Source organism: Streptomyces albospinus, assembly GCF_014648695.1.
In the GTDB taxonomy this organism is placed as follows: Bacteria; Actinomycetota; Actinomycetes; order Streptomycetales; family Streptomycetaceae; genus Streptomyces; species Streptomyces albospinus.
Genome location: NZ_BMRP01000028.1, coordinates 1 through 24,992, shown reverse-complemented (window position 1 = coordinate 24,992; position 24,992 = coordinate 1). Strand labels below are relative to the sequence as shown.

16 protein-coding genes and 1 pseudogene are annotated in these 24,992 nt (G+C 71.5%); 10 read left to right on the top strand and 7 right to left on the bottom strand.

The annotated features are described in order from the left end of the window. A pseudogene (locus tag IEZ17_RS43020) lies at positions 1–1,461 on the bottom strand (D-alanyl-D-alanine carboxypeptidase); the annotation flags it as partial. A gap of 268 nt (positions 1,462–1,729) precedes the next feature. Between IEZ17_RS43020 and IEZ17_RS29235 the strand changes: the two are divergent. The 3 genes from IEZ17_RS29235 to IEZ17_RS29225 all read left to right on the top strand — a co-directional run bounded on the left by IEZ17_RS29235 (position 1,730) and on the right by IEZ17_RS29225 (position 4,244). Further along, the gene (locus tag IEZ17_RS29235) at positions 1,730–2,503 is read left to right on the top strand and encodes a GOLPH3/VPS74 family protein (protein ID WP_189305353.1); all 774 of its coding nucleotides are present in this window, start codon (positions 1,730–1,732) and stop codon (positions 2,501–2,503) included. A 455-nt stretch (positions 2,504–2,958) separates the two neighbouring features. After that, the gene (locus tag IEZ17_RS29230; RefSeq protein ID WP_189305351.1) at positions 2,959–3,825 is read left to right on the top strand and encodes a helix-turn-helix domain-containing protein; all 867 of its coding nucleotides are present in this window, start codon (positions 2,959–2,961) and stop codon (positions 3,823–3,825) included. 209 nt (positions 3,826–4,034) lie between these two features. Continuing rightward, on the top strand, positions 4,035–4,244 hold the full coding sequence (locus IEZ17_RS29225; protein WP_189305349.1) for a DUF397 domain-containing protein: 210 nt from the start codon (positions 4,035–4,037) through the stop codon (positions 4,242–4,244). Positions 4,245–4,482: 238 nt separating this feature from the next. On the opposite strand, the gene IEZ17_RS29220 is transcribed toward IEZ17_RS29225, so the two are convergent. After that, complete coding sequence (locus IEZ17_RS29220; protein WP_189305347.1) at positions 4,483–5,319, bottom strand: hypothetical protein; 837 nt, start codon at positions 5,317–5,319, stop codon at positions 4,483–4,485. Between the two features lie 207 nt (positions 5,320–5,526). Between IEZ17_RS29220 and IEZ17_RS29215 the strand changes: the two genes are divergently transcribed. The 3 genes from IEZ17_RS29215 to IEZ17_RS29205 all read left to right on the top strand — a co-directional run bounded on the left by IEZ17_RS29215 (position 5,527) and on the right by IEZ17_RS29205 (position 9,863). Then, on the top strand, positions 5,527–6,747 hold the full coding sequence (locus IEZ17_RS29215) for an aminotransferase-like domain-containing protein (protein WP_189305345.1): 1,221 nt from the start codon (positions 5,527–5,529) through the stop codon (positions 6,745–6,747). A 294-nt stretch (positions 6,748–7,041) separates the two neighbouring features. After that, positions 7,042–7,827 carry an SDR family oxidoreductase gene (locus IEZ17_RS29210; RefSeq protein ID WP_189305343.1) on the top strand — a complete coding sequence of 262 codons (786 nt, stop codon included), beginning with the start codon at positions 7,042–7,044 and terminating at the stop codon, positions 7,825–7,827. Between the two features lie 548 nt (positions 7,828–8,375). Then, on the top strand, positions 8,376–9,863 hold the full coding sequence (locus IEZ17_RS29205) for a sodium:solute symporter family protein (RefSeq protein WP_189305341.1): 1,488 nt from the start codon (positions 8,376–8,378) through the stop codon (positions 9,861–9,863). Positions 9,864–10,103: 240 nt separating this feature from the next. On the opposite strand, the gene IEZ17_RS29200 is transcribed toward IEZ17_RS29205, so the two are convergent. After that, a complete protein-coding gene (locus IEZ17_RS29200; protein WP_189305339.1) occupies positions 10,104–11,225 on the bottom strand; it encodes an ADP-ribosylglycohydrolase family protein in 1,122 nt (373 codons plus the stop codon). Positions 11,226–11,917: 692 nt separating this feature from the next. Between IEZ17_RS29200 and IEZ17_RS29195 the strand changes: the two genes are divergently transcribed. Together IEZ17_RS29195 and IEZ17_RS29190 are read left to right on the top strand one after the other, a co-directional pair. Continuing rightward, positions 11,918–12,826, top strand: a complete 909-nt coding sequence (locus IEZ17_RS29195) for a D-2-hydroxyacid dehydrogenase family protein (RefSeq protein ID WP_189305437.1) — start codon at positions 11,918–11,920, stop codon at positions 12,824–12,826. Positions 12,827–12,941: 115 nt separating this feature from the next. Then, positions 12,942–13,196, top strand: coding sequence for a hypothetical protein (locus tag IEZ17_RS29190; RefSeq protein ID WP_043264818.1), 255 nt, complete (start codon positions 12,942–12,944; stop codon positions 13,194–13,196). Between the two features lie 386 nt (positions 13,197–13,582). Here IEZ17_RS29190 and IEZ17_RS29185 read toward each other — a convergent pair whose 3' ends face one another. The 4 genes from IEZ17_RS29185 to IEZ17_RS29170 form a co-directional block, all read right to left on the bottom strand. Further along, positions 13,583–17,242 (bottom strand): tetratricopeptide repeat protein, encoded by a 3,660-nt coding sequence (locus IEZ17_RS29185; RefSeq protein WP_189305336.1) that lies wholly within the window; start codon positions 17,240–17,242, stop codon positions 13,583–13,585. A gap of 294 nt (positions 17,243–17,536) precedes the next feature. Continuing rightward, a complete protein-coding gene (locus IEZ17_RS29180; RefSeq protein WP_229852770.1) occupies positions 17,537–20,077 on the bottom strand; it encodes a bifunctional FO biosynthesis protein CofGH in 2,541 nt (846 codons plus the stop codon). A 386-nt stretch (positions 20,078–20,463) separates the two neighbouring features. Continuing rightward, on the bottom strand, positions 20,464–20,865 hold the full coding sequence (locus tag IEZ17_RS29175; protein WP_189305332.1) for a VOC family protein: 402 nt from the start codon (positions 20,863–20,865) through the stop codon (positions 20,464–20,466). 310 nt (positions 20,866–21,175) lie between these two features. Beyond that, the gene (locus IEZ17_RS29170; protein WP_189305330.1) at positions 21,176–22,000 is read right to left on the bottom strand and encodes a TIGR03619 family F420-dependent LLM class oxidoreductase; all 825 of its coding nucleotides are present in this window, start codon (positions 21,998–22,000) and stop codon (positions 21,176–21,178) included. Between the two features lie 170 nt (positions 22,001–22,170). Here IEZ17_RS29170 and IEZ17_RS29165 point away from each other — a divergent pair, with 170 nt between their 5' ends. Both IEZ17_RS29165 and IEZ17_RS29160 read left to right on the top strand, forming a co-directional pair. After that, complete coding sequence (locus IEZ17_RS29165) at positions 22,171–23,688, top strand: CehA/McbA family metallohydrolase (protein ID WP_189305329.1); 1,518 nt, start codon at positions 22,171–22,173, stop codon at positions 23,686–23,688. 355 nt (positions 23,689–24,043) lie between these two features. Then, on the top strand, positions 24,044–24,949 hold the full coding sequence (locus IEZ17_RS29160; protein ID WP_189305326.1) for a zinc-binding dehydrogenase: 906 nt from the start codon (positions 24,044–24,046) through the stop codon (positions 24,947–24,949). Positions 24,950–24,992 lie beyond the last annotated feature (43 nt).

Here is a 24,992-nt window from a genome sequence, read left to right as displayed (position 1 = left end):
CTTCCCGGTGGGCTTGGCCGGCACGGCCGGCGGCATCGCGCCGGGCGCCTTGCCCGGCGCCTTCTCGGGAGCCTTCGCCGGAGCGCCACCCGCCGCCGCGCCGCCGCCGTCCTCGGACGTGCCCTTGCCGGCCTTCTCAGCCGTACCAGCCGCCCCGGCCGCCTCGGCCTTGTCCGCCTTTTCGGCCTTTTCGGCCTTTTCAGCCTTGTCGGCGTTGTCGACCTTGTCGGTCGTACGGGCCGGGGTCCTGGGCGCGGTCTTACCGATCGACCGCTCCGCCGCACCGCCGTCCGTCGACTTCAGCGCAACGAACTGGCTGGTCCGCTCGGCATCCCGCTCGTCGTCGGCTCCGGCCTTGCCGCCGTCCTCGGCCTTCGCACCGTCCTCGACCCCGGCATCGTCCTTCGCCTTGGCATCGTCCTTCGCCTTGGCGTCGTCGTTCGCCTTGGCGCCGTCCTTCGCCTTGGCGTCGCCGTTCGCCTTCGCGTCGCCCTCGTCGGCCTTCTTCGCGGCGCCCTTGTCGATCTTGAAGGTGGTGGTCGGACTGTCGACGGGACGTTCCTCCGCCGCGCCCTTGCCCTTCGCCTCACCCTCCTTCAACTTCGCGATGGCAAACACGCGCGTCGCGTCATCGGCCGGCGCCTCGTCGTCGCTCCCGGCCCTGCCCTTCTTCGATCCCATCGTCTTGAAGACGGCGGTGGCCTGGTCGACGGCCGGGGAATCCGTCGCGGCATCAGCCCCGGTACCGGACTCGCCCGTCGCCCCCTCCTCGGACGCGGCCTTCTTCCCGGCCTCGGGCTCCTCACCCTTCACACCCGCATCGACCTTGGCGGCGGCCTTGGCGTCAGCCCCGGCATCCGCCTTCGCATCGGCCTTTCCGTCCGGCTTCGCGTCGGCCTTTCCGTCCGCCTTCGCCTCGGCCTCGGCCTCCGGCTTCGCGTCCGGCTCATCGGCCTTCGCCGGCTCGACGTTCGCGCCATCGCCCCCGTCCGAGGCGTCGTCCGCCCCGTCCGCACGCGCCCCGTCCGCGGCGCCCCCGGTATCCGCGCCCTCTGCATCGTCCGTACGCGCCACCCAGGCCGCCACAGCGGCCCGCAGGCGGTCGTCGCCGCCCGAGGCCCCCGCGTCGTCCTCCGCGGCCTTCTGGGGCGCCTCAGGATCCTCCGCGGACTCCGGCGTGCGCCCGGCGTCCGCACCCGAGCCCTTCGCGCCCTTCCCGGCTCCCGATTCCGACTTCGACTTCGACTTCGACGCCGGCTTCGGCTTCGCGTCCGCCGCGCCGCCGTCCGTCTCCGGCTCGGCATCCCCGTCCACCGTGGCCACCGCGGCCGGCTTCGCCGCCTCGTCCCGGCCCTCGCGGCGCACGGGCAACCGCGGATCGCGTTCGGTGCGCGCCGTCTCCCCCGACGACTGCTCCTTGTCCGACTTCTTGTCCGACTTGTCGGGGGACTCGCCCGCCACCGATGTCTCCTTCACTACGTCGCACTGCCCTGCCCGGTGCCACCCGGTACCCATACCAACCGGCACCAGTGTTCCCAAGTCTCCTGTGTCCCATCGGCGTCATCCCACCGCCACGCGAACCAGTGCACGCCGCACCCCGCGGAAGATGTTGCCGACGTGCTAGACGAGAACGACATACCTACCGGTTCCCTACCGAACCCCCCACGCACCCTCGACAGATGAATGTGAGAGGGGTCACCCTGTCATTCATCCACGCGGGGAGGCATGGATGGGCAGGAGCCGCAGAACAATTCCGGAGGAGCTTCTGCTGCTGGCTTTGGACCCGGCCACGGGCACCACAGCGCAGCCGCAGTCGCTCGACCTCGGCCTGGCCGGGGCCCAGCTAGTAGAGCTGGCTCTGGCAGGACGGATAGCCCCAGACGGGGATCGTATCGCCGTGGTGATGGCACGGCCGACAGGAGATCCGACTCTGGACTCCGCGCTCGAACTGCTGCGCCGACGCGGCAGTCCGGTGCGCGCGGTCCACTGGATCGGCGGGCCCCGGCTGGGGCTGCGCCAGACCTACCTCACGCATCTGGAACGGTGCGGCATGGTGCATGCCGTGGCGGGTCAGATGTGCGGAGTACTGCCGACGACGCGCTACCAAGCGACCGAGACGGCCATCAGCCGGGAAATCAGGGCCCGGCTGGACAACGCGATCCGCACCGGCGTACCACCGGACCCGCGGACCGCGGCGCTCGCCGCGCTGGCCCACGCGGTCGGTCTCGGCAAGCACCTCTATCCAGGGAACGAGGGGCGGTCATCGCGCTCCCGTCTCCGGGATCTGATCCGGCACGACCCGATGGGCGGACTCGTCGCGCACGCCGTCATGGATGTGCAGAACGGCGTGGCGGCACAGCCCCGGCGGGCCCCGGGTGCGGGACCGGGCAGCGGCCCGGGTCCCCGGCAGCCGGCAGCCCGGGCCACGGCCGAGGCGGCCGGTGTGCCGGTTCAGTCGCGGCGGCACGGTCACGGCAGCATGGCCCGGGTAGGCGCCCGCTGACGACGTCGGCGCCGTAGGGCGCGCAGGGCGCCGGTGAGGCGCCCACCCGGCACGTGCACGCCGTACGACAGGCGCCCGGTGATCGCGTACGAGGCCGTACGCAGCGGCTGTATGCGCCGCACCGGGGCACGGCGCGGACCGCCGGGTACCGCTGCGCACCGTCGCACCACCGCTCACCGCACCGTCGCGTCACCGCACCACCGCTCACCGCACCACCGCGCCCCGGAGCAGCGACCGCACCATCGGGCAGCACTCGCACCACCGTCCCCGACCCGTTCGGGAGCCGCAGCAAGAGAGCGGGGTGGTGGGCCGAGCCGTTCGGACGACGGCGGGCCCGCCACCCCGCGCGCATGTGCGCTCGCCTTCTGTGGTCAATTGACTGCGCGGCGTCCGCATGAAGTGGCACTCTGCTCAAGAGGAAGTGACAGCAGTACGGACCCGGAGGTGCACGTCCCGTGGCGTCCAACGTCAATCCCACCGTCAGGCGACGCCGCTTGGGCCAGGAGCTGCGCAGGCTCCGGGAGGCCAAGGGCCTGACGGCGGAAGAGGTGGCCGAGCGGCTACTGGTCTCCCAGTCGAAGATCAGCCGGCTGGAGAACGGCCGCCGCAGCATCAGCCAGCGCGATGTCCGCGACCTGTGCGGGGTCTACGAGGTCGATGACCACCGCATAGTCGATTCGCTGATGCAGATGGCGAAGGATTCCCGGCAGCAGGGCTGGTGGCACGCGTTCGGCGACATCCCGTACAGCGTCTACATCGGTCTGGAGACCGAGGCGGCGTCGCTGCGGACGTACGAGTCCCTGCTGGTGCCCGGACTGCTCCAGACGCCCGGCTACGCCGAGGCGGTCATCCCCGGCACCGTTCCGGAGCTGGCACCCGACGATCTGGAGAAGCGCATCCAGGTGCGGATGCGGCGCCAGGAGCGGGTCAACGACCCGGACCGTCCGCTGCGGCTGTGGGTGGTGCTGGACGAGAGCGCGTTGCGGCGGGTGGTCGGCAGCCACGTGATCATGCGCGAGCAGCTGGAGCAGCTCGTCGAGGTGAGCAAGCTGCCGCATGTGACGGTGCAGGTGCTGCCGTACGACACCGGTGCGCACGCCGGGATGTCGGGGACGTTCTCGATCCTGGAATTCGATGACGCCGCCGATTCGAGTGTGGTCTACATCGAGGGTGTCACCAGTGATCTCTATCTGGAGAAAACCAACGATGTGCACAAATACACCATCATGTACGAGCACCTGCGGGCACAGGCGCTGAGCGCGGAAGCCAGCCGGGAGTTCATCGCGGAGGCAGCGAAAAGGCATGCGGATGCGATGAGTTGAGGGCAAGGGAGCAGGTTCGGACAGTCCCGGGAGTGCGGAATGTCAAATTCCGGTGAAAGGGGCCGCACGGTACACCTGGGCTACCATCCGTGAAAAGCGATCACGGAATATGCCATTCGGACGGGTGAACGGCCCCTGCGGCTCGTGATGTTGGCGCGTAGCGTCGGTCTCACCGAACCCGCAGTAACTCAGAGTAAGTTGGAGTGAAAATGGCCGTTCAGCCCAATTCCGCGTTCTCCTGGACCAAGTCCTCGTACTCCGGCGGCAACGGCGCCTGTGTGGAGATCGCCGTACCGACCACCGCGGCCATCGCGGTGCGTGACTCCAAGGACCCCGAGGGTCCGCGGCTCACGTTCGACAACACCTCCTGGAGCAGCTTCGTGTCGGACGTCGCCGGTCGCGCGTTCGACCTGTCCTGATCCGAGCCGTCACCGACCACAGTCCGTGTGACCTCACCGCAGACACGAGCCCTCTCGACTGGATCGCCGTCCCGGCCGAGGGGGTTCGGCCATGTCCGCACCCGGACCGCGATCTCCGCTCCCCTCCAACGGAGTTCGGTACTGGAGTCCAGTACCGGAGTCCAGTGCCGGAGTCCAGTGCCGGAGTCCGGCATCGGAGTCCGGCGGCCACCCGGCAGCTGAGGCCGGCCGTCTCCCGTCAGCGGAGTTCGGCGACATAGCGGTCCGTTCCCGGGACGGTCGGGAGGAAGGGCGCCACCAGTTCGACGCGACCGAGGCCGGACGCGGCGACCTCGGCGTCCAGGCCGGTGAAGTGCGCCGCCCAGACATCCCGCGGATCCTCCTGGAGGAACCACAGCAGGGTCAGCCGGGTGTCGACGCCCTCGACCTGCTTGACGTACGCCATCCGCTCCCCGGGCAGCGGGGTCGGCCGGAAGACGGTGACCAGCGCCGACGGCGAGCCCGCCAGGCGGCGCGGCAGATGGCGGGAGCGCAGCCACTCCAGGAGTTCGGCACGCCGCTCCGGCCCGTCGGCGTCGATCACCTCCAACACCAGCCCGGCGTACGGGTGGTCCAGCGCATGGAAGTCGCGGGGGCCCGCCGCGCCGTCCCGGTAGACCGTCGCCTCGTGGTCCTGGAAGGCCGTGAAGACGTGCGTACGGTCCTGGTAGACCCGGCCGTCCCGGTTGAGGCGTTGATTGATGCCGACCGTCCACTTCATGTGTGCGTCGTAGCGGCCTTCGGTGAGCCAGTACGTGGAGAGGTAGCAGCCGGTGGTGACCGGCCGGGCGACCGCGGACTTCTCGGGGTAGCGCAGGAGTTGCAGCGCGCGGGTGGCGACCCAGCGGCGGCCGGCGAAGATCCAGGGCATCGCCATCGCGCCGGCGATGTAGTGGTCGTCCTCGTACCAGCGGTTGTAGGCGTATTCGTGGCCCGGATGGGGTTCGACCATGGTGATCAGGGCGTGGCCGGGGCGGACGCCGTACGGGCCGGTGGCGGCCAGGGCGGCGTAGGCGGCGAGGTCGTCGGTCGTCATGGCACAGGTGTAGCTGACACAACGTCAGAAGGGGAGGGGGCGACGGGAGGGAAGCGGCAGACGCGGGGTGATGGCGGGGGGTGACGGGCATCCCGGCCGGCCGCCCAGTATGCGGGCAGCACTGCACCACAGCCGGAAATCGGCCTAAGCTTCGCGCCATCTGTAGCTAACGACTGTTAACGCAGGTCATGAGTGATTGGAGCTGCCATGCCGGACGCGCCCCTGGACCGCATTGCCCCCGTTCCCGAACTTGCCGCACGCGCGGCGCGGACCGGCAGCTCGCCCGTACGCGACATCCTGGCGCTCACCGCCCGCCCCGAGGTCATCTCGTTCGCCGGCGGCCTGCCCGCGCCCGAACTCTTCGACGCCGAGGGGATAGCCACCGCCTTCCAGCAGGTGCTGACCGAGGCGCCGCGGCGGGCCCTCCAGTACTCGACCAGCGAGGGCGATCCGGATCTGCGGGCGGCCGTCGCGGCACGCAGCACCGCCCGCGGGCTGCCCACCGATCCCGACGACCTGCTGGTCACCACCGGATCCCAGCAGGGGCTGACGCTGCTGGCCACGGCGCTGCTGGAGCCGGGTGACGTGGTGCTGGTCGAGGACCCCTGCTATCTGGCCGCGCTCCAGATCTTCTCGCTCGCGGGCGCCCGGGTGGTGCCGGTGCCGACCGACGACGAGGGCATCGACCCGTCCGCGCTGGACGAGATCGCCGCCCGCGAGAAGCCCCGACTGCTCTACATCGTCCCGACGTTCCAGAACCCGACCGGCCGCACCCTGTCCGCCGAGCGGCGGGCCGCGGTCGCCGAGGTCGCGGCCCGGCGCGGACTGTGGATCGCCGAGGACGACCCGTACGGGGAGCTGCGCTTCGAGGGCGAACCGCAGCCGTGGATCGCGTCCTTCCCCGGTGCCGAGGACCGCACCGCGCTGCTGGGCTCGTTCTCCAAGGTGATGGCGCCCGGACTGCGGCTGGGCACACTGCGCGCGCCGGAGGCGCTGCGCCGCGCCTGCGTGATCGCCAAGCAGGCCGCCGATCTGCACACCTCGACCGTCGACCAGGCCGCCGCGGCACGGTACTTGGCGATCGCCGACCTGGACGCCCATCTGGCGCGCGTCCGCGGCGCCTACCGGGAGCGGCGCGACGCGCTGGTGGACGGGCTCGCCGGGGCGCTCCCCGAGGGCTCGCGGTGGAACCGTCCGGCGGGCGGGATGTTCGTGTGGGCGACGCTGCCGGCGGGGTACGACGCGACCGCGCTGCTGCCGAAGGTGGTGCGGCACGACGTGGCGTACGTCCCGGGAGCGCCGTTCTTCGCCGGCCGGCCGGACCCCGCCGCCATGCGGCTGTCGTTCGTGACGCACTCACCGGAGGAGATCGCCGAGGGCCTGGTGCGACTGCGGAAGGCACTGGAGGAGGCCGGCGGGGAGGGGTGAGCCGGTGACCGGCCTGCGCGCGGGGAGGGGTGGCACGGTAACCGGCCTGCGCACAGGGACGGGTGACCCGCCAACTGGCCTGCGCACGGAGACGGGAGGCACGGTAACCAGCCTGCGCGCGCGGACAGGTGGCACGGTTACCAGCCTGCGCGCGGGGCCTCCGGCGGCGGGAAATCCGCTTCACGTCTGGCTTTCCCTGCCCGTCACCCCTAGCCTGACGCCCCACGCCCAATACTGACGGTACGTCAGATCACTCGATCGCGGCGGCCGGGACCGGCGGGAGGCCGAGGCCGCATGCTGCTGCGCGACAGGACCGTCATCGTCTCCGGCGTCGGCACAGGGCTCGGCCACCAGGTCGCGGCGGCCTGCGCACGGGACGGGGCACGGGTCGTCCTGGGGGCGCGCACGGAGGAGAATCTCGCCTCGTCGGCGGCACGGATCGACCCTTCCGGCGAGCGGACGGCCTGGCGGGCGACGGACATCACCGACGAGGCGCAGTGCGCGGCGCTGGCCGAGCTGGCCGCGGAGCGCTTCGGCGGGATCGACGCGGTGATCCATGTCGCCGCGCTGGACGCGTACTTCGGCGGGCTGCGGGACGCCGACTTCGGCGCCTGGCAACAGGTCGTGGACGTCAACCTCTTCGGCACACTGCGGATGACCCGCGCCTGCCTGCCCTCGATGACGGCGCGCGGCGGCGGCTCGGTGGTGATGATCGGCACCCAGTCGTCGGTCGCCGCGCCCACGCAGGTGCAGCAGGCGGCCTATGCGGCGTCCAAGGGCGGGCTGGTCTCGGCGATGTACTCGCTGGCGCGCGAGCTGGGTCCGGACCGGATACGGGTCAACACCGTGCAGCCGGGCTGGATGTGGGGCCCGCCGGTGGAGGCGTACGTACGGTTCACGGCGCAGGCCGAGGGCGTACCGGAGTCCGAGGTGCTGGAGCGGCTCGCCGGGCGGATGGCGTTGCCGGAGCTGGCCACGGACGCGGACGTGGCGGAGGCGGCGGTCTTCCTGGCCTCGGACCGGGCGCGGGCCATTACGGGGCAGTCGCTGCTGGTGAACGCCGGGGAACTGATGCGGTAGCGACCTGGGCGCCGCGCCATCGGCAGCAACCGGGCCGAGCCGGGCCGGGTAAAGCCTCGCCGCTGTCGGCGGCCGGCGCCTCGCCCCCCACGGCCGTATGGGCACCCGCCCGTACGGCGGGAAGCGTTGCCGTCGCCCGGTGAGCGATGCTCCCGACGGTGAGCGGTACTCCCGATGGTGAGCGGTACTCCCGATGGTGAGCGGTACTCCCGATGGTGAGCGATGCTCCCACCGCTCGGTGAGCGGTGCTCTCGCCACCCGGCGAACGGTGCACCCACCGCTCGGCGATCGGTGCGCCCGCCTCCCGGTGAGCGGTGCTCCCCTCAGCGAACAATGCTTCCGTCGTGCGGTGCACAAGGCCCGCACCGTTCGCTTCACTGACTCTCGTTCACACCCATGACTGTCAACACCCTTGACCGGCAAGCTCGTCGAACGGTTCAATCCCCGGAGTTCCCCGCTCCTGAGCGGGTGCTCGGCACCGCAGGACCGCGTCACGGCGAAGTGATTCCACATCCGGAGCGTTCACAAGGCGGACCCCTGGAGGGGGCATGAACAGTCTCGACTGGGCCGTGCTCATCGGCTACTTCGGCGTGATGATCGTGATCGGCATGTGGTCGCACCGGCAGGTGGACGGCGTCAGCGACTTCTTCACCGCCGGGGGCAGGATGCCGTGGTGGCTCTCCGGCATCTCGCACCACATGTCCGGCTACAGCGCGGTGATGTTCACCGGTTACGCGGGCATCGCCTACCAGTACGGCATCACCTCCTACGTGACCTGGTCCTTCCCCATCGCCGTCGGAATCGCCATCGGGGCCCGGCTGTTCGCCGGCCGGCTCAACCGGCTGCGGTCCCGCCTCGGAGTCGCCTCGCCGCTGGAATACCTCAAGGACCGCTACGACCTGCCGACGCAGCAGGCGCTCGCCTGGTCGGGCGTCCTGCTGAAGATCGTGGACGTGGGCGCCAAGTGGGCGGCGATCGCCACCCTGTTGTCCGTGTTCACCGGGCTCTCGCTGAACCAGGGCATCCTCATCACCGGCGTGATCACCGGCGTCTACTGCACGGTCGGCGGGCTGTGGGCGGACGCCCTGACCGAGCTGGGGCAGTTCGTCATCCAGCTGCTGGCCGGGGTCGCGATGCTGGTGAGGGTACTCGGTGAACTGGGCGGCGCCGACGGGCTGTGGACGGTCTGGGACCGGCTGCCGGACGGCCACACCCGGCCGACCGCCGGCCCGTACACCCTGGCCTTCCTCCTCGCCTACCTCTTCATCAAGACCTTCGAATACAGCGGCGGGATGTGGAACCAGGCGCAGCGCTACATGGCCACCCGCGACGCCCGGGAAGCCCGGCGCTCGGCACTGCTCTCGGCGGCGCTGTGGCTCGTCTGGCCGGTGGTCCTCTTCTTCCCGATGTGGGCCGCGCCGCTGCTCGTCACAGCGCGGAAACCGGACGCCTCGGACGCCTACGCGCTGCTGACCGAACGGCTGCTGCCGCACGGCCTGTTGGGGCTGGTGGTCGTCGGCTTCTTCTCCCACACGATGGCCATGTGCTCCTCGGACGCCAACGCCATCTCCGCGGTCTTCACCCGGGACATCGCGCCGGCGGTGTCGGCCCGGGCGCGGGACTGGTCCCACCGGGCCGGGCTGGTGGCCGCCCGGCTGTCGACGGTGTGCTTCCTCGCGCTGTCGATGGCGATCGCGACCCAGGTCGGCTCGCCCACGTTCAAGGACATCATCACCGTCGTCATCAAGTGGGTGGCCGGGCTGGTCGGGCCGATCTCGATCCCGTTCCTGCTGGGCATGCTGCCGGCCTTCCGCCGGTCGGGGCCGACGGCGGCTCTGGTGTCCTGGGCGGCCGGACTGTTCGCGTTCTGGCTGACGAACTATGGCATCGGCGGCGTCCAGTTGCAGGTGCAGATCGTGGCGCCGGTGGCGACGTCACTGCTGCTGTTCGCGACGATCGGCCTGATCAGGCCGGAGGCCACCCCGGAGCGGGATGCGGTGCTGTCGCGCATCAATGGTGGGTTGGAGGGCGAATGAGGAGCCGCCGGGTCCGGCGCTTGGCGGACTGCCTCGGGCGCTGCTTGTTGGGGCCTGCTTCTTGGGACCTGCTTCTCCCCGGGGCTCGCCTCTTCGGAGCCCCCGTGTCGGGCCCGCCGCGTTTGGGCCTGTCGCCTTGGGGCTCGCCGTGTCGGGGCCCGCTGTGTCGGCTATCGGCGCTTCCGCCATAGGCGGTTGGAAATCTCGGAGTTGGAGCCCTCGGAGCAGCAGTCTCGGGGGTCAGGCGCGCGGGTAACGGGCGAGCCAGCCCGGTGACGAGCCCGCGGGGCCGTGCAGCGCGGGACCCTGGGTCATCTCCATCGCGAAGTCGTCGGCGAGCTGCAAGATCGTTTCCCGACCCTCCAGTTCGACCAGCCATACGGGCGGCAGCGCCGTCTCGCCGTGCAGGGTGCCCAGCAGGTTGCCGCAGATGGCGCCGGTCGAATCGCTGTCGCCGCTGTGGTTGACGGCGAGCAGCAGCCCGTGCCGGATGTCCTCGGCGACGAGGGCGCAGTACACCCCGATGGCGAGTGCTTCCTCGGCGGTCCAGCCCTCGCCCAGCGACTCCACCCGGGCGGGCGTCGGCATGCCCTGCCGTACGGCGCCGAGCGCGCGCTTGAGGGCGTCGGTGGTCTCCTCATGGCCGGGGCGGGTGGCCAGATGCGCCAGTGCCTTCTGGACCGCGCCGTCCAGATCCTCACCGCGGGCCAGGGAATGGCTGATCACCGCGAACGCGCCGGCCGCAAGATAGCCGGTGGGATGGCCGTGCGTCTGCGCCGCGCACTCGACGGCGAGCTGGAAGACCAACTGCGGCTCCCAGCCGACCAGCAGACCGAACGGCGCGGAGCGCATCACCGCGCCGCACCCCTTGGAATCCGGGTTCTTCGGCTTGTCGAGGGTGCCCATGACGTCGTCGCCGAGGCCGCTGAGGCAGGCGCGGCCGGGGGCCCGGCGGGAGTAGAGCCACTCCTCACGGGCCAGCCAGCCGTCCTCCTCCTTGCGCTCGTCGGGGCCCCAGTCGTGCTGCGTGGCGGCCCAGCGGAGGTAGGCGCGGTGGACGTCGGTGGGCGGGTGCCAGGCTCCGGTGTCGCGGCGGACCTGGGCACGTATCAGGCCGTCCACGGTGAACAAGGTCATCTGGGTGTCATCGGTGACCGCACCGCGCCGCCCGAAAGCCGGCACGAAGTCGGTCACCCCCTCCTGGCCGTGCGCCTCACGGATCGCGTCGAGCGAGTCGAATTCGATGCCCGCACCGAGCGCATCGCCGATGGCACCGCCCAGCAGACAGCCGCGCACCCGGCTACGGAAGTCCTGCTGTTCGGCGCGGCCCCAGATAGCGGTGTTTCCTGCCGCTGCGCTCACTGCGCCCTCCCGACGCTCACAAGGTCCCGGGGCCTTGCCGGAACCCCTGGCGCAGCACTGTAATCGACCATGAATGATCGAATACGAGCCAGGTTCGTATTGTGAGCAGTCACTCCCCGAGCCTGTTTTGAGCTGCTGCTTTCGCATTTCGCATGTCGTACCTTTCGCAATTCGTCAGGAGACTTCTCATGACTCCGCCCGCGACACCACCCACGACGCCGTCCGCGACACCGTCCGCCACGCCGCCTGCGTCCCCGGCCACGATCCTGGCCGGGGCCCCGACCCCACAACCGTCGGCACGCAGGGAGGCGGGGCCCGAGGGTGCGGGTGGTACGGGGGCTCACGGCGGCACGGGGGCACCCGCTGGTACGGGAACGGAGCCGACCAAGAACGCTGGCGCCGAGCCGGCCAAGGGCACTGGCACGAAGCCGGCCAGAGGCACCGGCACAGAACCCGTCGCGGGCACCGGCACGGAACCGATCGCGGGTACCGACACGGAACCCGTCGCAGACACGGAACAGGTCGCGGGCACCGGCGCAGAGGCAGTGGACGTGGCGGTGGACGTGGCAGTGGGCGTGGACGTGGACGTGGCAGGCACTGACGCAGAACCAGCGAGGGGAACGCGCTCCGCGGGCCCGTCCTCCGTTCCGCGCTGTGCCGTGCTCGACGACTATCAGGGCGTCGCGCTCTCCATGGCCGACTGGTCCCCGCTGGCGGGCGCCGTGGACGTCCGCGTGCTGCGGGAACCGTTCCGCTCCGAGGACGAAGTGGTCGAGGCGATCGGCGACTTCGAGATCGTCGTGGCGATGCGCGAGCGCACCCCGTTCCCCGCCTCGCTCCTGGCCCGGCTGCCGCGCCTGCGGCTGCTGATCACCTCCGGGATGCGGAATGCGTCCTTCGACCTGGAGGCAGCCGCCCGGCACGGCGTGACCGTCTGCGGCACCGCCAGCAACACCGAACCCCCGGTGGAACTGACCTGGGCACTCATCCTGGGCCTGGCCCGCAACATCGTCACCGAGAGCACCGCGATGCGTGCCGGCGGCCCCTGGCAGAGCACCGTCGGCGCCGATCTGCACGGCCGTACGCTCGGGCTGCTCGGCCTCGGCAAGATCGGCACCCGGGTGGCCCGGATCGGCCAGGCATTCGGCATGGACGTCGTGGCCTGGAGCCGGCACCTCACCGCCGAACGCGCGGCAGAGGCGGGCGTTCGCGCCACCGCCACCAAGGAAGAGCTCCTGGAGACCAGCGACTTCGTCTCCGTACACCTCGTCCTGAGCGACCGCACCCGCGGACTGCTCGGCGCTCCTGAACTCCGCCGGATGCGCCCCACCGGCTATCTCATCAACACCTCCCGCGCCGCCATCGTCGATCAGCCAGCACTCCTCCAGGCCCTCCGCGAACACTGGATCGCCGGCGCCGGCCTGGACGTCTACGACCACGAACCCCTCCCCGCCGACGCCCCGTTGCGCACCCTCCCGAACGTCCTCGCCCTCCCCCACCTCGGCTACGTCACCCGCCGCAACTACGAGGGCTACTTCCGCGAAGCCGTGGAGAACATCACCGCCTATCTGAAGGGAACCCCCATCCGCCGACTGGGGTGAATGCGCCGGGGCTGACGCCGCCCCCTCCCCACCCTCCCCTCACTCCTCACCCACCCCTCGTCCCTCGTCTCTCCGTTCGATGATGGTGACGCCGTCCGTTGGGCATGCTCTCCCCATGTCCGAGTACGAGTGGGATCGCACCACCATGGCCGTCGTCGCCTCTGCGCTCTCCGGCGACAGCGACGGTGCGGTGGAACTCCTCCGGCCGCTCCCCCAGCGCGACGTCTGCCATGTCGCGGTGCGGCTGGCCGCCATGGCGGCCGACGCCCTGATCGTCGCCGCCCAAGATGCCGGTGGCGACCGCGAGGAGGCACTGTCCCAGTGGCAGCAGTGCATCCTGCAACACGAGGCGGAGTACGAAGGAGAGTGACCGATCCGCCGGCGCACGCCTGGGGCGGCACACCGAGCCGGACCCTCCCCACAACGGACGATCCGCACCCTGCACGCTCTGGTCGGCCAGGGCCGCGTCACCCCCGATCGACCACACCCGCGCCGGCCTGATCAACCGCGACCTCACCAGCCCGACCATCGGGAATGCGCCAACCTGGTCCATCGGAACGGCACGATCTCAGCCAATCATGAGCACGCCAACCTCGCGGGTCGGGGTGCCTCAGCCTGACCGGTCGGCCCGCCCCAGCCCCCTGACCCTTCAGGTGCGCAATTGACCAACCAGGTGCACAACTCCCGACCTGTCAGCGACGCGACGCCTTCCCCACTGAGGACCGCGTCATCCCGTCCTGATCGGTCACCACCGCCTCAGTCCGTCCGATCGGGACCGGCAACGGGGCCGGAAACGGAATCAGGAACGGGACCGGAAACGGGATCATGGACGGGACCGGCATCGGCATCGGCATCGGCATCGGCATCGGCATCGGCATCAGGACGCGGTTCTGCGGCGGTCGGCCGCATCCGGCGTATCAGTCCGTTCCGTATCGCCTCCAACCGTTCGGTGTCCACGCCTTGCAGTTCCATGAGGTCGCGCACCCCCCATTCGGTCTCGGCGATGGCCTCCCAGTGCCCATCACCCGCCAACAGCTCTGCCGAAACGGCCTCTGCGCCGGCCCAGTCGCCCAGCGCGCACCGGCTGACGACGGCCACCACCGCCGTACCTATCAGCCCGTGCCGGCCTTCCGCAGCCCGCGGCACCTCCGCCCGCAGCTCTTCCCAGGCGGACACTGTTGCCTCCACCCCGCCCGCGCTCCCGGCGATCAGCGCCTCCTCGTAACGGACGAGCAGTCCGACGGCCGCGAGGTCAGCGGCGTCCCCCGTTGCCGCCGCTGACGTCGGCGCAGGGTCCCCCGACGCTCCGGCTGCCTCGGATATCGCGGGTGCCGAGCGTGAGCCTGCCGTTCTACGTCGCTCCTCGACGGCCGGCGCTCGGGCTGCCGCGACCGCCTCGCGTGCGGCATCGAGGCGTCCTGCCCGGCGCAGGCAACCCGCCTTGAGCACCAGCAGTGCCGCAGCGACAGGCTCAGGGAGGGCAGTTGAGGAGGGGGACGGGGAAGGGCGGGGGGACGGGGAAGGGCCGGAGGAAGGGGAAGGGTCGGAGGCTTCCCCCTGTGGCCGCTCACTCGCGCCCGCGGCGGCACCCGTGCCTGCACCTGCGCCTGCGCCCGCTCCCCTGGCCGCACCGGCACCCGTGCCCGTGCCCGCACCCGTGCCGGAAGCTACCGGCTGCTCGGGGAGTGCTGGCCCCCTCCCGTGCAGGGCCTGGGCGATATCGGCCAGGGCTCGGCGCCCGTCGCCCCACAGGACGTGGGCCTTGGCTCGTTCGGCGAGCGTGCGGGCCGGGTCGGCGCCGAGTGCGATGGCCCGGTCGAAGTCCGCGAGCGCCTGGTCGTACTGCCCCAGCCGGCGGCGCACTTCACCGCGCAGCGCCCACACCCCGGCGTCGTCCGGGCGGATCTCCAGCGACCGGTGCAGGGCGGCCAGTGCCTCCTCATGGCGCCCCAGGAGGCGCAGGGTGCCGCCCCGCGCCATGTGGGCCCAGGCATACGCCGGGTCGATGGCGAGGGCCCGGTCGACGTCCGCCAGTGCTTCCGCATAACGGCCCACGCCGAGCAGGGTGTTGCAGCGCTCGGCCCAGATCCATGGGTCGTTCGGCTGGAGTTCGGCGGCGCGGCCGAGGGCGGCGAAGGCGTCCTCGTAGCGGCCCATGACGCGCAGGGTCAGGCCGCGGCGGGCATACGCCCAGACGTAGCCGGGATTGGCGGCCAGGGCGCGGTCGAACTCGGCCAGGGCCTGCTCGTACTGCCCCATGGCGCGATACGTGGCTCCCCGTTCGGCCATCGCCCAGGCGTACTGCGCGTTGATCTCGATGGCGCGCTCCAGGCCGGCGAGCGCTTCCTCGTGGCGGCCGAGGCGGCGGAGGCAGACGGCACGGCTGGCGATGGAGAAGGCGTGCCGCGGATCGATCTCCAGGGCCCGGTCGAAATGGGGCATCGCCTCTTCGAAGCGGCCCATGAGGCGGTATGCCTCACCGAGTTGGGAGACCGCCTCCAGGGAATCCGGGGCGATTTCCCCTGCGCGGATGTAGTCCTCGGCGGCCCGCTCGAAGGAGCGCAGATAGCGGTGGGTCAGGCCGCGTCCGATCAGCGCGGGGACGTTACCGGGCGCCAGCTCCAGACAGCGGTCGAAGTCGGCGAACGCCTGCTGCCAGGATTCGGCCTGCCGGTACTCGCGCCCTCTGAGACGGTGGATACGGGCCTGCTCGGCCACTTCCAAGCCGGGACGCGCGAGCAACGCGGTCAGTACGTGGGTCAAGCCTGCGCCGCCACCGTCACCGATCGCGGCGAGCAGCCGGGCGCCCCACTCCCCTACCTCCGTCGCCCCGGCGTCCTCCCCCGCCTGCCGGATGTTCTCCGCCACGCGACGCACCGCTGCCGGCTCGTGCTCGGCGGCGTCCAGCACATCGCCCAGCGCCTCGGGCAGAGCGGCCCGCGGATCCGCGCACAGGGAGTGGTACATCTCCCTTAGTCGCCACTCCCGTTGCCGATCGTCGCCCCAGAGATCGGCGGGGGTGACGGGGGCTCCGGGGTCGGGGTTCGGGGAAGTGCCGGCGGAACCGTGCGCGCCCGTGTCGTCCCGGGTCGGACGCTCCGTACGCCGCCGACGGGCCGCCTCGGCGAGGTTACGGTGGCGGGCCGTCCAGGTCTGCGGCGATCTGCGCCGCTGAAGGCGCAGCATCGCCGTACGCACGACTTCGTGGTACTGCCAGTGCCCGGCGCGGTCGGCCACAAACGGCAGCCCGCACAGCCAGCCGAACTGTTCGGCGGCGGATGCGTCCACCGCGGCCCGGAAGATGTCCTCGTCCAGGTGGCGTGGCAGGGCGGCGGCCAGCGCCGCCTCCCGGCGGACCGGATCCGACTCCCACTTCAGGAAGCGTTCGACGGCCGTGTCACTGGGGTCGTCGACGGCCTCGGCGGCCTGCGGGCGGTGCTCCGCGAGCGTCGAGACCAGCACGGGCAGGCCACCGGAGAGCCGCAGGATCGTCTCGATCACGCGCTCGTCCGCAACCCCCCGGGTCGCCAGGAACTGGCGGGCCTCGGCGGTGGTGAACGCGTCCAGTGGCAGATCCGCCACGCAGTCCAGGCAGTCGGCCCAGCAGCGCCGGTCCAGTGCGGTCTGCCCGGCGAGGGTCACCACGACGTTGGGCGCCAGCGGGCCGTACCGGTCGCTGACCAGGACGTCCCGCAGCCAGGTGTCCAGCAGCGGGCCGGTCCGTTCATAGGTGTCGAAGAAGAGGGCCAGCCAGGGCACTTCATCGGCGACGGCGCTCACCTCGCGGACGAACACCGGGGTCAGGACCTGGAGCGGGGACATCACCAGCCGTACGTCGTCGTGGTTGCGCAACCGGGCGCTGATCAACCCGCGCAACCGGTCCGCGCCACGGGCCACCTGGCCGGGGTCCAGCGCCCCCGTGACGGCGCCGACACCGGGCAGCAGGCCGAGGCCGGCCAGCCCGGCCTGCGCGGCGATCATGCTGCCGGGCGACGGGGCGGCACCTTGCGGATCCCCCGGGTCGGCCGTTCCGTCCGCGGCAACCGCCGCCGACTCGACTTCGTGACGCCGCTCCCGATATGTGGCGATGAGCTTGTCGAAGACCTTTAACGGCCGTCCTTGGGCGGACAGTTGGTCGCTGACGGCCGCCATCGCCTCGGGGACGCCGTGCACCGCCTCGTCGACGTACGCGGTCAGCGCGCCTTGTTCGCGCGCGATCTCCTCCAGCTGCCGGACCAGGGAGGTCTTACCGACGCCCGCCTGGCCGTGCACATGGAACAGGAACTGGTGCGCCGGGTCCTCCACGACCCGTGCGAAGTTGTCGCGGAAAGCGGCGAGCTCACCGCGCCGACCGACGAATCCCTCCCTGCGCCGGAGCCGGATCAGCTCCTGCCGCGACATCCTGCTGCGGTCCACCGTTTCCACCCCCTGTGCATCGGCGCTGCTGCCTGCCGGCTCGTCCGGCCTTGTTCCCGCAGATTAACCGCCGGCCAGGCCGAGCATCCGAGCCTGTGGATAACCTTCGGCAACTCCCCGCCCCGGCCGGTGAATTAGGCAGCCCAACGCGATCGGCCTGTGGATGGCTGTGGATATCCGTGGACTGCTGCCGACAGTCGCCGACAGCAGTCGCGCCGGATAGGCCGGGCAGCCGAGCCGCCCGCCCGGAATCCCGCCTCCGGCTCCTCCGCTCTCGTCCGGCCCCTCCGACGCCTACTCCACCACCGGGAGCAGTTCCGGCAGATGGCCGTCCGAGGAGAGGGCGGCGGCCTGGCGTTCGGCGGGGACGCGGGCGTAGGTCGTGGTGCGGGGGCGGGCCGGGCGTCCGGCCAGCTCGGCGATGGCCACCAGATCCTGGATGGAGCGGTACGAGCCGTAACTCGATCCGGCCATACGGGAGATGGTCTCCTCCATCAGGGTGCCGCCGAGGTCGTTGGCGCCGGAGCGGAGCATTTCCGCGGCGCCCTCGGTGCCCAGCTTGACCCAGCTGGTCTGGATGTTGGTGATGTGGGGGTGGAGCAGGATCCGGGCCATGGCCGTCACCGCGCGGTTGTCGCGGGTGGTGGGGCCGGGGCGGGCGATACCGGCGAGGTAGACGGGGGCGTTGGTGTGGATGAAGGGGAGGGTGACGAACTCGGTGAAGCCGCCGGTCTCCTGCTGGATCTGCGCCAGCAGCCGGAGGTGGCCGAGCCAGTGGCGGGGCTGGTCCACATGGCCGTACATCATCGTCGAGGAGGAGCGGATGCCCAGCTCGTGGGCGGTCTTGATGACCTCGACCCAGGTGGCGGTGGGGAGTTTGCCCTTGGTGAGGACCCAGCGGACCTCGTCGTCCAGGATTTCGGCGGCGGTGCCGGGGATGGTGTCCAGGCCGGCGGCCTTGGCCTCGCTCAGCCACTCCCGGATGGACAGGCCGGTGCGCGTGGCGCCGTTGACGACCTCCATCGGGGAGAAGGCGTGCACATGCATGCCGGGGACCCGCTCCTTGACGGCGCGGGCGATGTCGAAGTACGCCGTGCCGGGCAGGTCGGGGTGGATGCCGCCCTGCATGCAGACCTCCACCGCGCCCACGTCCCACGCCTGTTGGGCGCGGTCGGCGACCTGGGAGAGGGAGAGGGTGTAGGCGTCGGCGTCCGTGCGGCGCTGGGCGAAGGCGCAGAAGCGGCAGCCGGTGTAGCAGACGTTGGTGAAGTTGATGTTCCTGGTGACGATGTACGTGACGGCGTCGCCCACCGTGGCGCGGCGCAGGTCGTCGGCGATACCGCAGAGCGCGTCCAGGGCGGGGCCGTCGGCGTGCAGGAGGGCGAGCGCCTCGGCGTCGGTGAGCTTCGTCGGGTCGTCGGCGGCCTGGGAGAGGGCCTGGCGGACGTCCGCGTCGAGGCGGGAGGGCACCATTCCGGGGGCGGCGGCCTCGCGCAGCGCCTCCCAGTCGCCGTACACCTCGTCGAAGTCGTCCCGGCGGTCGGCCGTCCGTCCCTCGGTGTCGATGGTGCGGTGCAGGTCCGTACGCCCCGAGGACACGAACCCCTCGTCGGGCTCCTGCCAGGGGTGCCCCTCCACGACGGCGTCCTCGCGCGCCAGGCCCGTCTCCGGGTCGGCGAGGGCGCGGACGTGCGGCAGCAGGCGGGGGTCGAGCCAAGGCTCGCCGCGCTGGACGAACTCCGGGTAGACGGCGAGGCGTTCGCGCAGCCGGAAACCGGCGGTGGCGGACTGCTCGGCCAGGGCGTCGATCTGGGGCCAGGGGCGCTCGGGGTTGACGTGGTCCGGGGTGAGCGGGGAGACGCCGCCCCAGTCGTCGATGCCGGCACCGATGAGCCGCACGTATTCGTCGTCCACAAGGTTGGGCGGCGCCTGGAGGCAGGCGGAGGGGCCCATGATGTGCCGGGCGACGGCCACGGTGGCGACCAGTTCGTCCAGTTCGGCGTCCGGCATTCCGCGCATCGCCGTGTCCGGCTTGGCGCGGAAATTCTGCATGATCAATTCCTGGATGCCGTGGTACGCGCGGGAGACGCGGCGCAGCGCGAACAGCGACTCGGCACGCTCCTCGTAGGTCTCCCCGATGCCGATCAGCAGGCCGCTGGTGAACGGCACGGAGCTGCGCCCGGCGTCCTCCAGGACGCGCAGCCGCACGGCGGGCTCCTTGTCGGGGGAACCGTAGTGCGGACCGCCGGGCTCGCTCCACAGGCGCTCGGCGGTGGTCTCCAGCATCATGCCCATCGAGGGGGCGACGGGCTTGAGGCGCTGGAAGTCCGTCCAGGACATCACGCCGGGGTTGAGGTGCGGCAGCAGCCCGGTCTCCTCCAGGATGCGGATCGCTATCGCCCGTACGTAGGCGATGGTGTCGTCGTACCCCTCGGCCTCCAGCCATTCGCGCGCCTCGGGCCAGCGCTCCTCGGGCTTGTCCCCGAGGGTGATCAGCGCTTCCTTGCAGCCCAGTTCGGCACCGCGGCGGGCGATGGCCAGCACCTCGTCCGGCGACATGAACATGCCGTGACCGGCCCGGCGGAGCTTGCCGGGAACGGTGGCGAAGGTGCAGTAGTGGCACTTGTCGCGGCACAGCCGGGTCAGCGGAATGAAGACGCTCTTGGAGTACGTGATGACACCGGGGCGGCCGGCGGCCTCCAGGCCCGCGTCGCGCACCCGGGCCGCCGAGGCACACAGGTCCGCCAGATCATCGCCGCGCGCCTGGAGGAGCACGGCCGCTTCGGTGACGTCCAGTGCCACACCGTCCCGGGCGCGCTTGAGCGCACGGCGCATGGCGTTGGCCGTCGGCCGCGCCTGCTGGTCGGGCCGCGCGGCCGGTTCGGCTTCGGCACCTCGGTCGGATGCCTGGTCAGGTCCCTGGGCGCTGGAAGTCATGCCCCTGAGCATACGAGCGACCACCGACAACGCAGCAGCCGGAGATGAGGGGATCGGTGTGCCACTGATCACTCCAAACGGAGGTTGTCTCCGGAGGGAATGGGGCAGCGGCGTGCGGCCGGTGGGCGGGGGCGGGCCCGGCGGGCCGGGCCCGCCCCGGAGGTGACGGGCGGATCAGAGGTCGGCCAGAGGTGGATCCGAGGTCGGTCAGTGGCCGATCAAGGGTGGATCAGTGTCCGAACAGTGACTGGTCGGAGGCCGATCAGTGGTCGAGCGAGGGTGGATCAGAAGCTGTTCAGGAGTTCGTCGGAGTAGGTCCGGGTCAGGAACTCCATGTTGTGACCGTCGGGGTCGTCGAGGTAAACGCCTCGGCCGCCGTCCAGGTGGTTGATCTCCTGCGGCTTGGTGTGGAGGGGGTCGGCCCAGTACGGCAGCTCGCGCTCCTTTATCCGCGCCATGATTCCGTCGAACTCGTCCTCCGTCACCAGGAACGCATAGTGCGTGGGAACGAACTCCCTGCCACCGGCGACATGCTCGGCGTAATCGAGGGCCACCCCGTTGTCCAGCTTGAGGGCGGCGAACGGGCCGAACGCCTTGGGTTCGGGAGCGTCCAGCAGGCCGGCGAGGAAGCGGGCCGAGGCGAAGCGGTCGGTGCTGTGCACGATCGTGTGGTCGAGGCGAGGCATGGGGACTCCTTGATCTGCGCGGACTGTGATCTGCGCGGACTTCGATCTTCGAGTGCGATCTTCGAGTGCCTTCACTTACGACGCTACGCCCGGCGGCAGCCGTCCGGATCGGTCTGCGGTACCGGCTCGTAGGGCGGGGTCGTACACCGATGGCCCTAGGGCGCGCTGCGCCTCCCAGTCCGAGCGGTCCCGCCCGCACCGGCTCCTCTCCGGTACCGCACGCCGCCAATGGCCGGTGCCGCCCGCCGGCACCTCACCTCACCTCACCGGTCCGTCGTTCCACACCTCTCCGAGGCTGCGGAACGGCGCCTCACACGTACTGCGCGAAGTCGTCCAGCGTCCGCAGGACCTCCGCCTCGCCGGCGGGCGGGAGCTGGAGCACGACTTCCCGCAGGCCGAGTTCCTGATAGTGCGCCAGCTTCCCGGGCGTGGGACGGACCGCGTACGGGACCACGACCGGTTCACCCTGGCGCCCGGCGTCCTCCCAGACGCGCCGCAGCACCGGCACGGCCTCGGTCAGCCCCCGCCCGCCGATGGGCAGCCAGCCGTCCCCGTATTCCGCGATGTGCCCGAACAGCTTGGGACCGGCCGCGCCGCCCAGCAGGGTGCGCGGCGCGCCGTTCGCCGGCTTGGGGTAGGCGAAGGACGCCCGTACGGAAGCGAACTCGCCCTTGTAGGCGGTCGGTTCGTCTGCCCACAGGGCGCGCATCAGGGCCACCCGGTCCCGGGTCAGTTCGCGCCGGGTCGACCACTCCACCCCGTGGTCGGCGGCCTCCTCGACGTTCCAGCCGTAGCCGATGCCGAAGGTGAAGCGGCCTCCGGAGAGGTGGTCCAGGGTCGCGATCTGCTTGGCGAGCGCGACCGGGTCGTGCTGGGTGACGAGAGTGATTCCGGTGCCCAGGCCGAGCCGCTCGGTGACGGTGGCGGCCTGGCCGAGGGCGATGAACGGGTCGAGGGTGCGGCCGTACTCGCGCGGCAGCGGCTCGCCCATGGGCGCCGGGGTCTCCCGGGCCGCCGGGATGTGGGTGTGCTCGGGAAGATACAGACCGCCGAATCCGCGCTGTTCCAGCTCGCGGGCCAGCCTGTCCGGCCGGATCGTCTCGTCGGTCAGGAAGATCGTGGTCGCGATCCGCATGCTGGGTGCACCTCCGCGTCAGGCGTGTGGGGTGACCGCATGTTGCCTCACCGTCCGCGAGTTATCCACAGGGCTTTCCCCGCGTGTCACACGCGCGTACAACAGTTTTCACAGGGCGAAATGAGAGGGCCGCGACGACACGGCAAACCAACGACCGCACGGGGGCGGGAATGGAACGACGCGACGTACTGAGACTTTCGGCAGCCGCCGGCGCGGCGGGCGCGATGACGCTCGGGCGGGTGAGCTTCGCCGAGGCCGCACCGGCAGCCGGGCAATCCGCGGACGGGCGGGCCGAGCAGACCCGGACGGTCTCCGGCCATCTGCCCACCGGCGCACCGGACTTCGTCTATCTACCGGTCGAAGTGCCGCACGGCGTACGGGAGATCACCGTCTCCTACAGCTACGACAAGCCGGCCGTCCCGGACGGCACCGCCGGTAACGCCTGCGACATCGGCATCTTCGACGAACGCGGCACGGCGCTGGGCGGCGCCGGCTTCCGCGGCTGGTCGGGCGGGGCGCGTACGGAGTTCTTCCTGCGCGCCGACGACGCCACCCCCGGCTACCTCCCCGGCCCGGTCAACCCCGGCACGTGGCACGTCGCCCTCGCCCCGTACACGGTCGCACCGCAGGGCCTCGCCTACGAGGTCACCATCACCCTGCGCCACGGCCCCCAAGGGAAGACCCCGGCCCCCGTCTATCCGCCCGAGCGCGCCCGGGGCCGCGGTCGCGCGTGGTATCGGGGCGACAACCATCTGCACTCGGTCTACTCCGACGGCAAGCGCACGCCCGCCCGGATCGCGGCGCTGGCCCGCGCCGCCGGGCTGGACTTCATCACCACCTCCGAGCACAACACCACGGCCAGCCACCGCGCCTGGGAGGGGCTGTGGGGCGATGACCTGCTGATCCTGACCGGCGAGGAGGTCACCACCCGCAATGGACACGTGGTGGCGATGGGCACCGATCCCGGCGCCTTCATCGACTGGCGCTACCGGGCCCGGGACAACGCGTTCGGCAAGTACGCCCGCGCCATCCGACGGGCCGGCGGCCTGGTCATCCCGGCGCATCCACACGCCACCTGCATCGGCTGCAACTGGAAGTTCGGCCTGAACGAGGCCGACGCGGTCGAGGTGTGGAACGGCCCCTACGGCCCCGACGACGAGATCACCCTCGCCGAATGGGACAACACCCTTGTCGCGCACGCCCGTGGCCGTGCCGACTGGCTGCCGGCCGTGGGGCACAGCGACGCCCACCGCGATCCGGACGTCGTCGGCCTCCCGCAGACCGTCGTACTGGCCGACGACCTCTCGCGCCGCGCCATCCAGGACGGCATCCGGGCAGGCCGCGTCTGGATCGCCGAATCCGCCCGGATCGACCTGTCGTTCGGCGTCACCGGTGAGCGCGGCGAACACGCCGGGACAGGCGAGCGCCTGGCGGTATCCCGTACGGCGAAGGTCACCGCCCAGCTGAAGGTCTCCGGCGCACCGGGCTGCACGGTCTCGTTCGTCACCGACCAGGGGAGGCTCTACTCCGCACCGCTGCCGCCCTCCGGCAACGGCACCGTCAGCTGGCAGAGCACGCCCGACTACGCCGCCTACATACGCGCCGAGGTCCGCCACCCGTCGACGACGGAGGGACTGCCGGGACCGATGGCCGCGCTGACGAACCCGGTGTTCCTCGGGCGGAGTTGACGAACGGGACGGGAAGGACGGGGCGTGACGGGCGGGGCGGGAGGGGCGAGGACGGGAGGGGCGTTGGCAGGACGGACGGGAGCGTGACGGACAGGGGCGTGAGGGACGCGTGCGTGCCGGACGGCAGCGTGACCGAGGGCAGCTGACCGACGGGACGCGACACCCCGACCCGGATTCCACCCCAGACCGGTCCCGACCCGGCCCCGACCCGGACTCCGCCCCAGTCCGGCTCCGACCCGGCCCCGACCCGGGCCCGGCTCCCCCGGCCTCAGCCAAGCCCCACCTCCGGAATAAGCGGAGGCACCCACCGGTTATGGGGTCAGCATGGCTGATGGAGATTGAGGAGGACGTCCTGATGCGTGCGCTCGTTGTCGATCACTCCGCGCCCGGCCGGCTCGCCCTGGCCACCGTCGCCGATCCCGTCCCGGGGCCCGATGAGGTGCTGGTCAAGGTCGCCGCGGTATCGCTCAATTACGGTGAGCTGCCCCGGTCCGACGACGCCGCCGACGGAGCGGTCCGCGGCTGGGACGCCGCCGGTGTGGTCATCCGGGCCGCCGCCGACGGCCGCGGCCCCCGGCCCGGCGACCGCGTCGTGACCCGGGGCCGGGACGCCGGCTGGGCCGAGCTGCGCACCGTGCCCGTCGACGAACTCGCCGTGCTGCCCGACGCGGTGGACTTCCCCACGGCCGCCGCGCTCCCCGTCGCGGGCCTGACGGCGCTGCGCGCGCTGCGTACGGCAGGCATACGGCCCGGACAGCGGGTCGCCGTCACCGGGGCGTCCGGCGGTGTGGGGCGCTTCGCCGTGCAGCTCGCCCATCTCGCGGGCGCCGAGGTCTACGCGTTCGTCGGCAGCACCGCGCGCGGTGCGGGCCTGGCAGCGCTGGGCGCGGACCATGTGCTGACCGGCCCCGCCGAGCTCGGCACCCCGGTGGATGTCGTACTGGACAACGTCGGCGGCTCGCTGCTCGCCGAGTTGCTGGGACACATCGTCCCGGAGGGCACGGTCATCTCCATCGGTGCCACCTCGGGCGAGCCGACGCCGATCCAGCCGTATCAACTGGTCGTCAACCGGCTGACGTTGATCGGCATACAGGCGGGCGGCGACAGCCGGACCGATCTGGCGTACCTCGTCCGGCTGCTCGCGGAGGGCCGCCTCCAGGCGAGCGTGGATCGGGTGGAGAGCTGGGAGAAGGCCGGGGAGACGGCGCTCGCGCTGGTCAACCGCGAGATCCGCGGCAAGGCCGTGCTGACGGTCGACTGAGCCGGAGGCGGGGAGTGGGGGTGGGGGTGTGGGGGGTACGGGG

Bases quoted from the DNA above. Each gene is read 5' to 3' on its own strand.
- IEZ17_RS29175 (WP_189305332.1), bottom strand. From the start codon at position 20,865: ATGCCTCGCCTCGACCACACGATCGTGCACAGCACCGACCGCTTCGCC.
- IEZ17_RS29205 (WP_189305341.1), top strand. From the start codon at position 8,376: ATGAACAGTCTCGACTGGGCCGTGCTCATCGGCTACTTCGGCGTGATG.
- IEZ17_RS29180 (WP_229852770.1), bottom strand. From the start codon at position 20,077: ATGCGCCGTGCGCTCAAGCGCGCCCGGGACGGTGTGGCACTGGACGTC.
- IEZ17_RS29160 (WP_189305326.1), top strand. From the start codon at position 24,044: ATGCGTGCGCTCGTTGTCGATCACTCCGCGCCCGGCCGGCTCGCCCTG.
- IEZ17_RS29195 (WP_189305437.1), top strand. From the start codon at position 11,918: ATGGCCGACTGGTCCCCGCTGGCGGGCGCCGTGGACGTCCGCGTGCTG.
- IEZ17_RS29170 (WP_189305330.1), bottom strand. From the start codon at position 22,000: ATGCGGATCGCGACCACGATCTTCCTGACCGACGAGACGATCCGGCCG.
- IEZ17_RS29165 (WP_189305329.1), top strand. From the start codon at position 22,171: ATGGAACGACGCGACGTACTGAGACTTTCGGCAGCCGCCGGCGCGGCG.
- IEZ17_RS29190 (WP_043264818.1), top strand. From the start codon at position 12,942: ATGTCCGAGTACGAGTGGGATCGCACCACCATGGCCGTCGTCGCCTCT.
- IEZ17_RS29220 (WP_189305347.1), bottom strand. From the start codon at position 5,319: ATGACGACCGACGACCTCGCCGCCTACGCCGCCCTGGCCGCCACCGGC.
- IEZ17_RS29215 (WP_189305345.1), top strand. From the start codon at position 5,527: ATGCCGGACGCGCCCCTGGACCGCATTGCCCCCGTTCCCGAACTTGCC.
- IEZ17_RS29235 (WP_189305353.1), top strand. From the start codon at position 1,730: ATGGGCAGGAGCCGCAGAACAATTCCGGAGGAGCTTCTGCTGCTGGCT.
- IEZ17_RS29225 (WP_189305349.1), top strand. From the start codon at position 4,035: ATGGCCGTTCAGCCCAATTCCGCGTTCTCCTGGACCAAGTCCTCGTAC.
- IEZ17_RS29210 (WP_189305343.1), top strand. From the start codon at position 7,042: ATGCTGCTGCGCGACAGGACCGTCATCGTCTCCGGCGTCGGCACAGGG.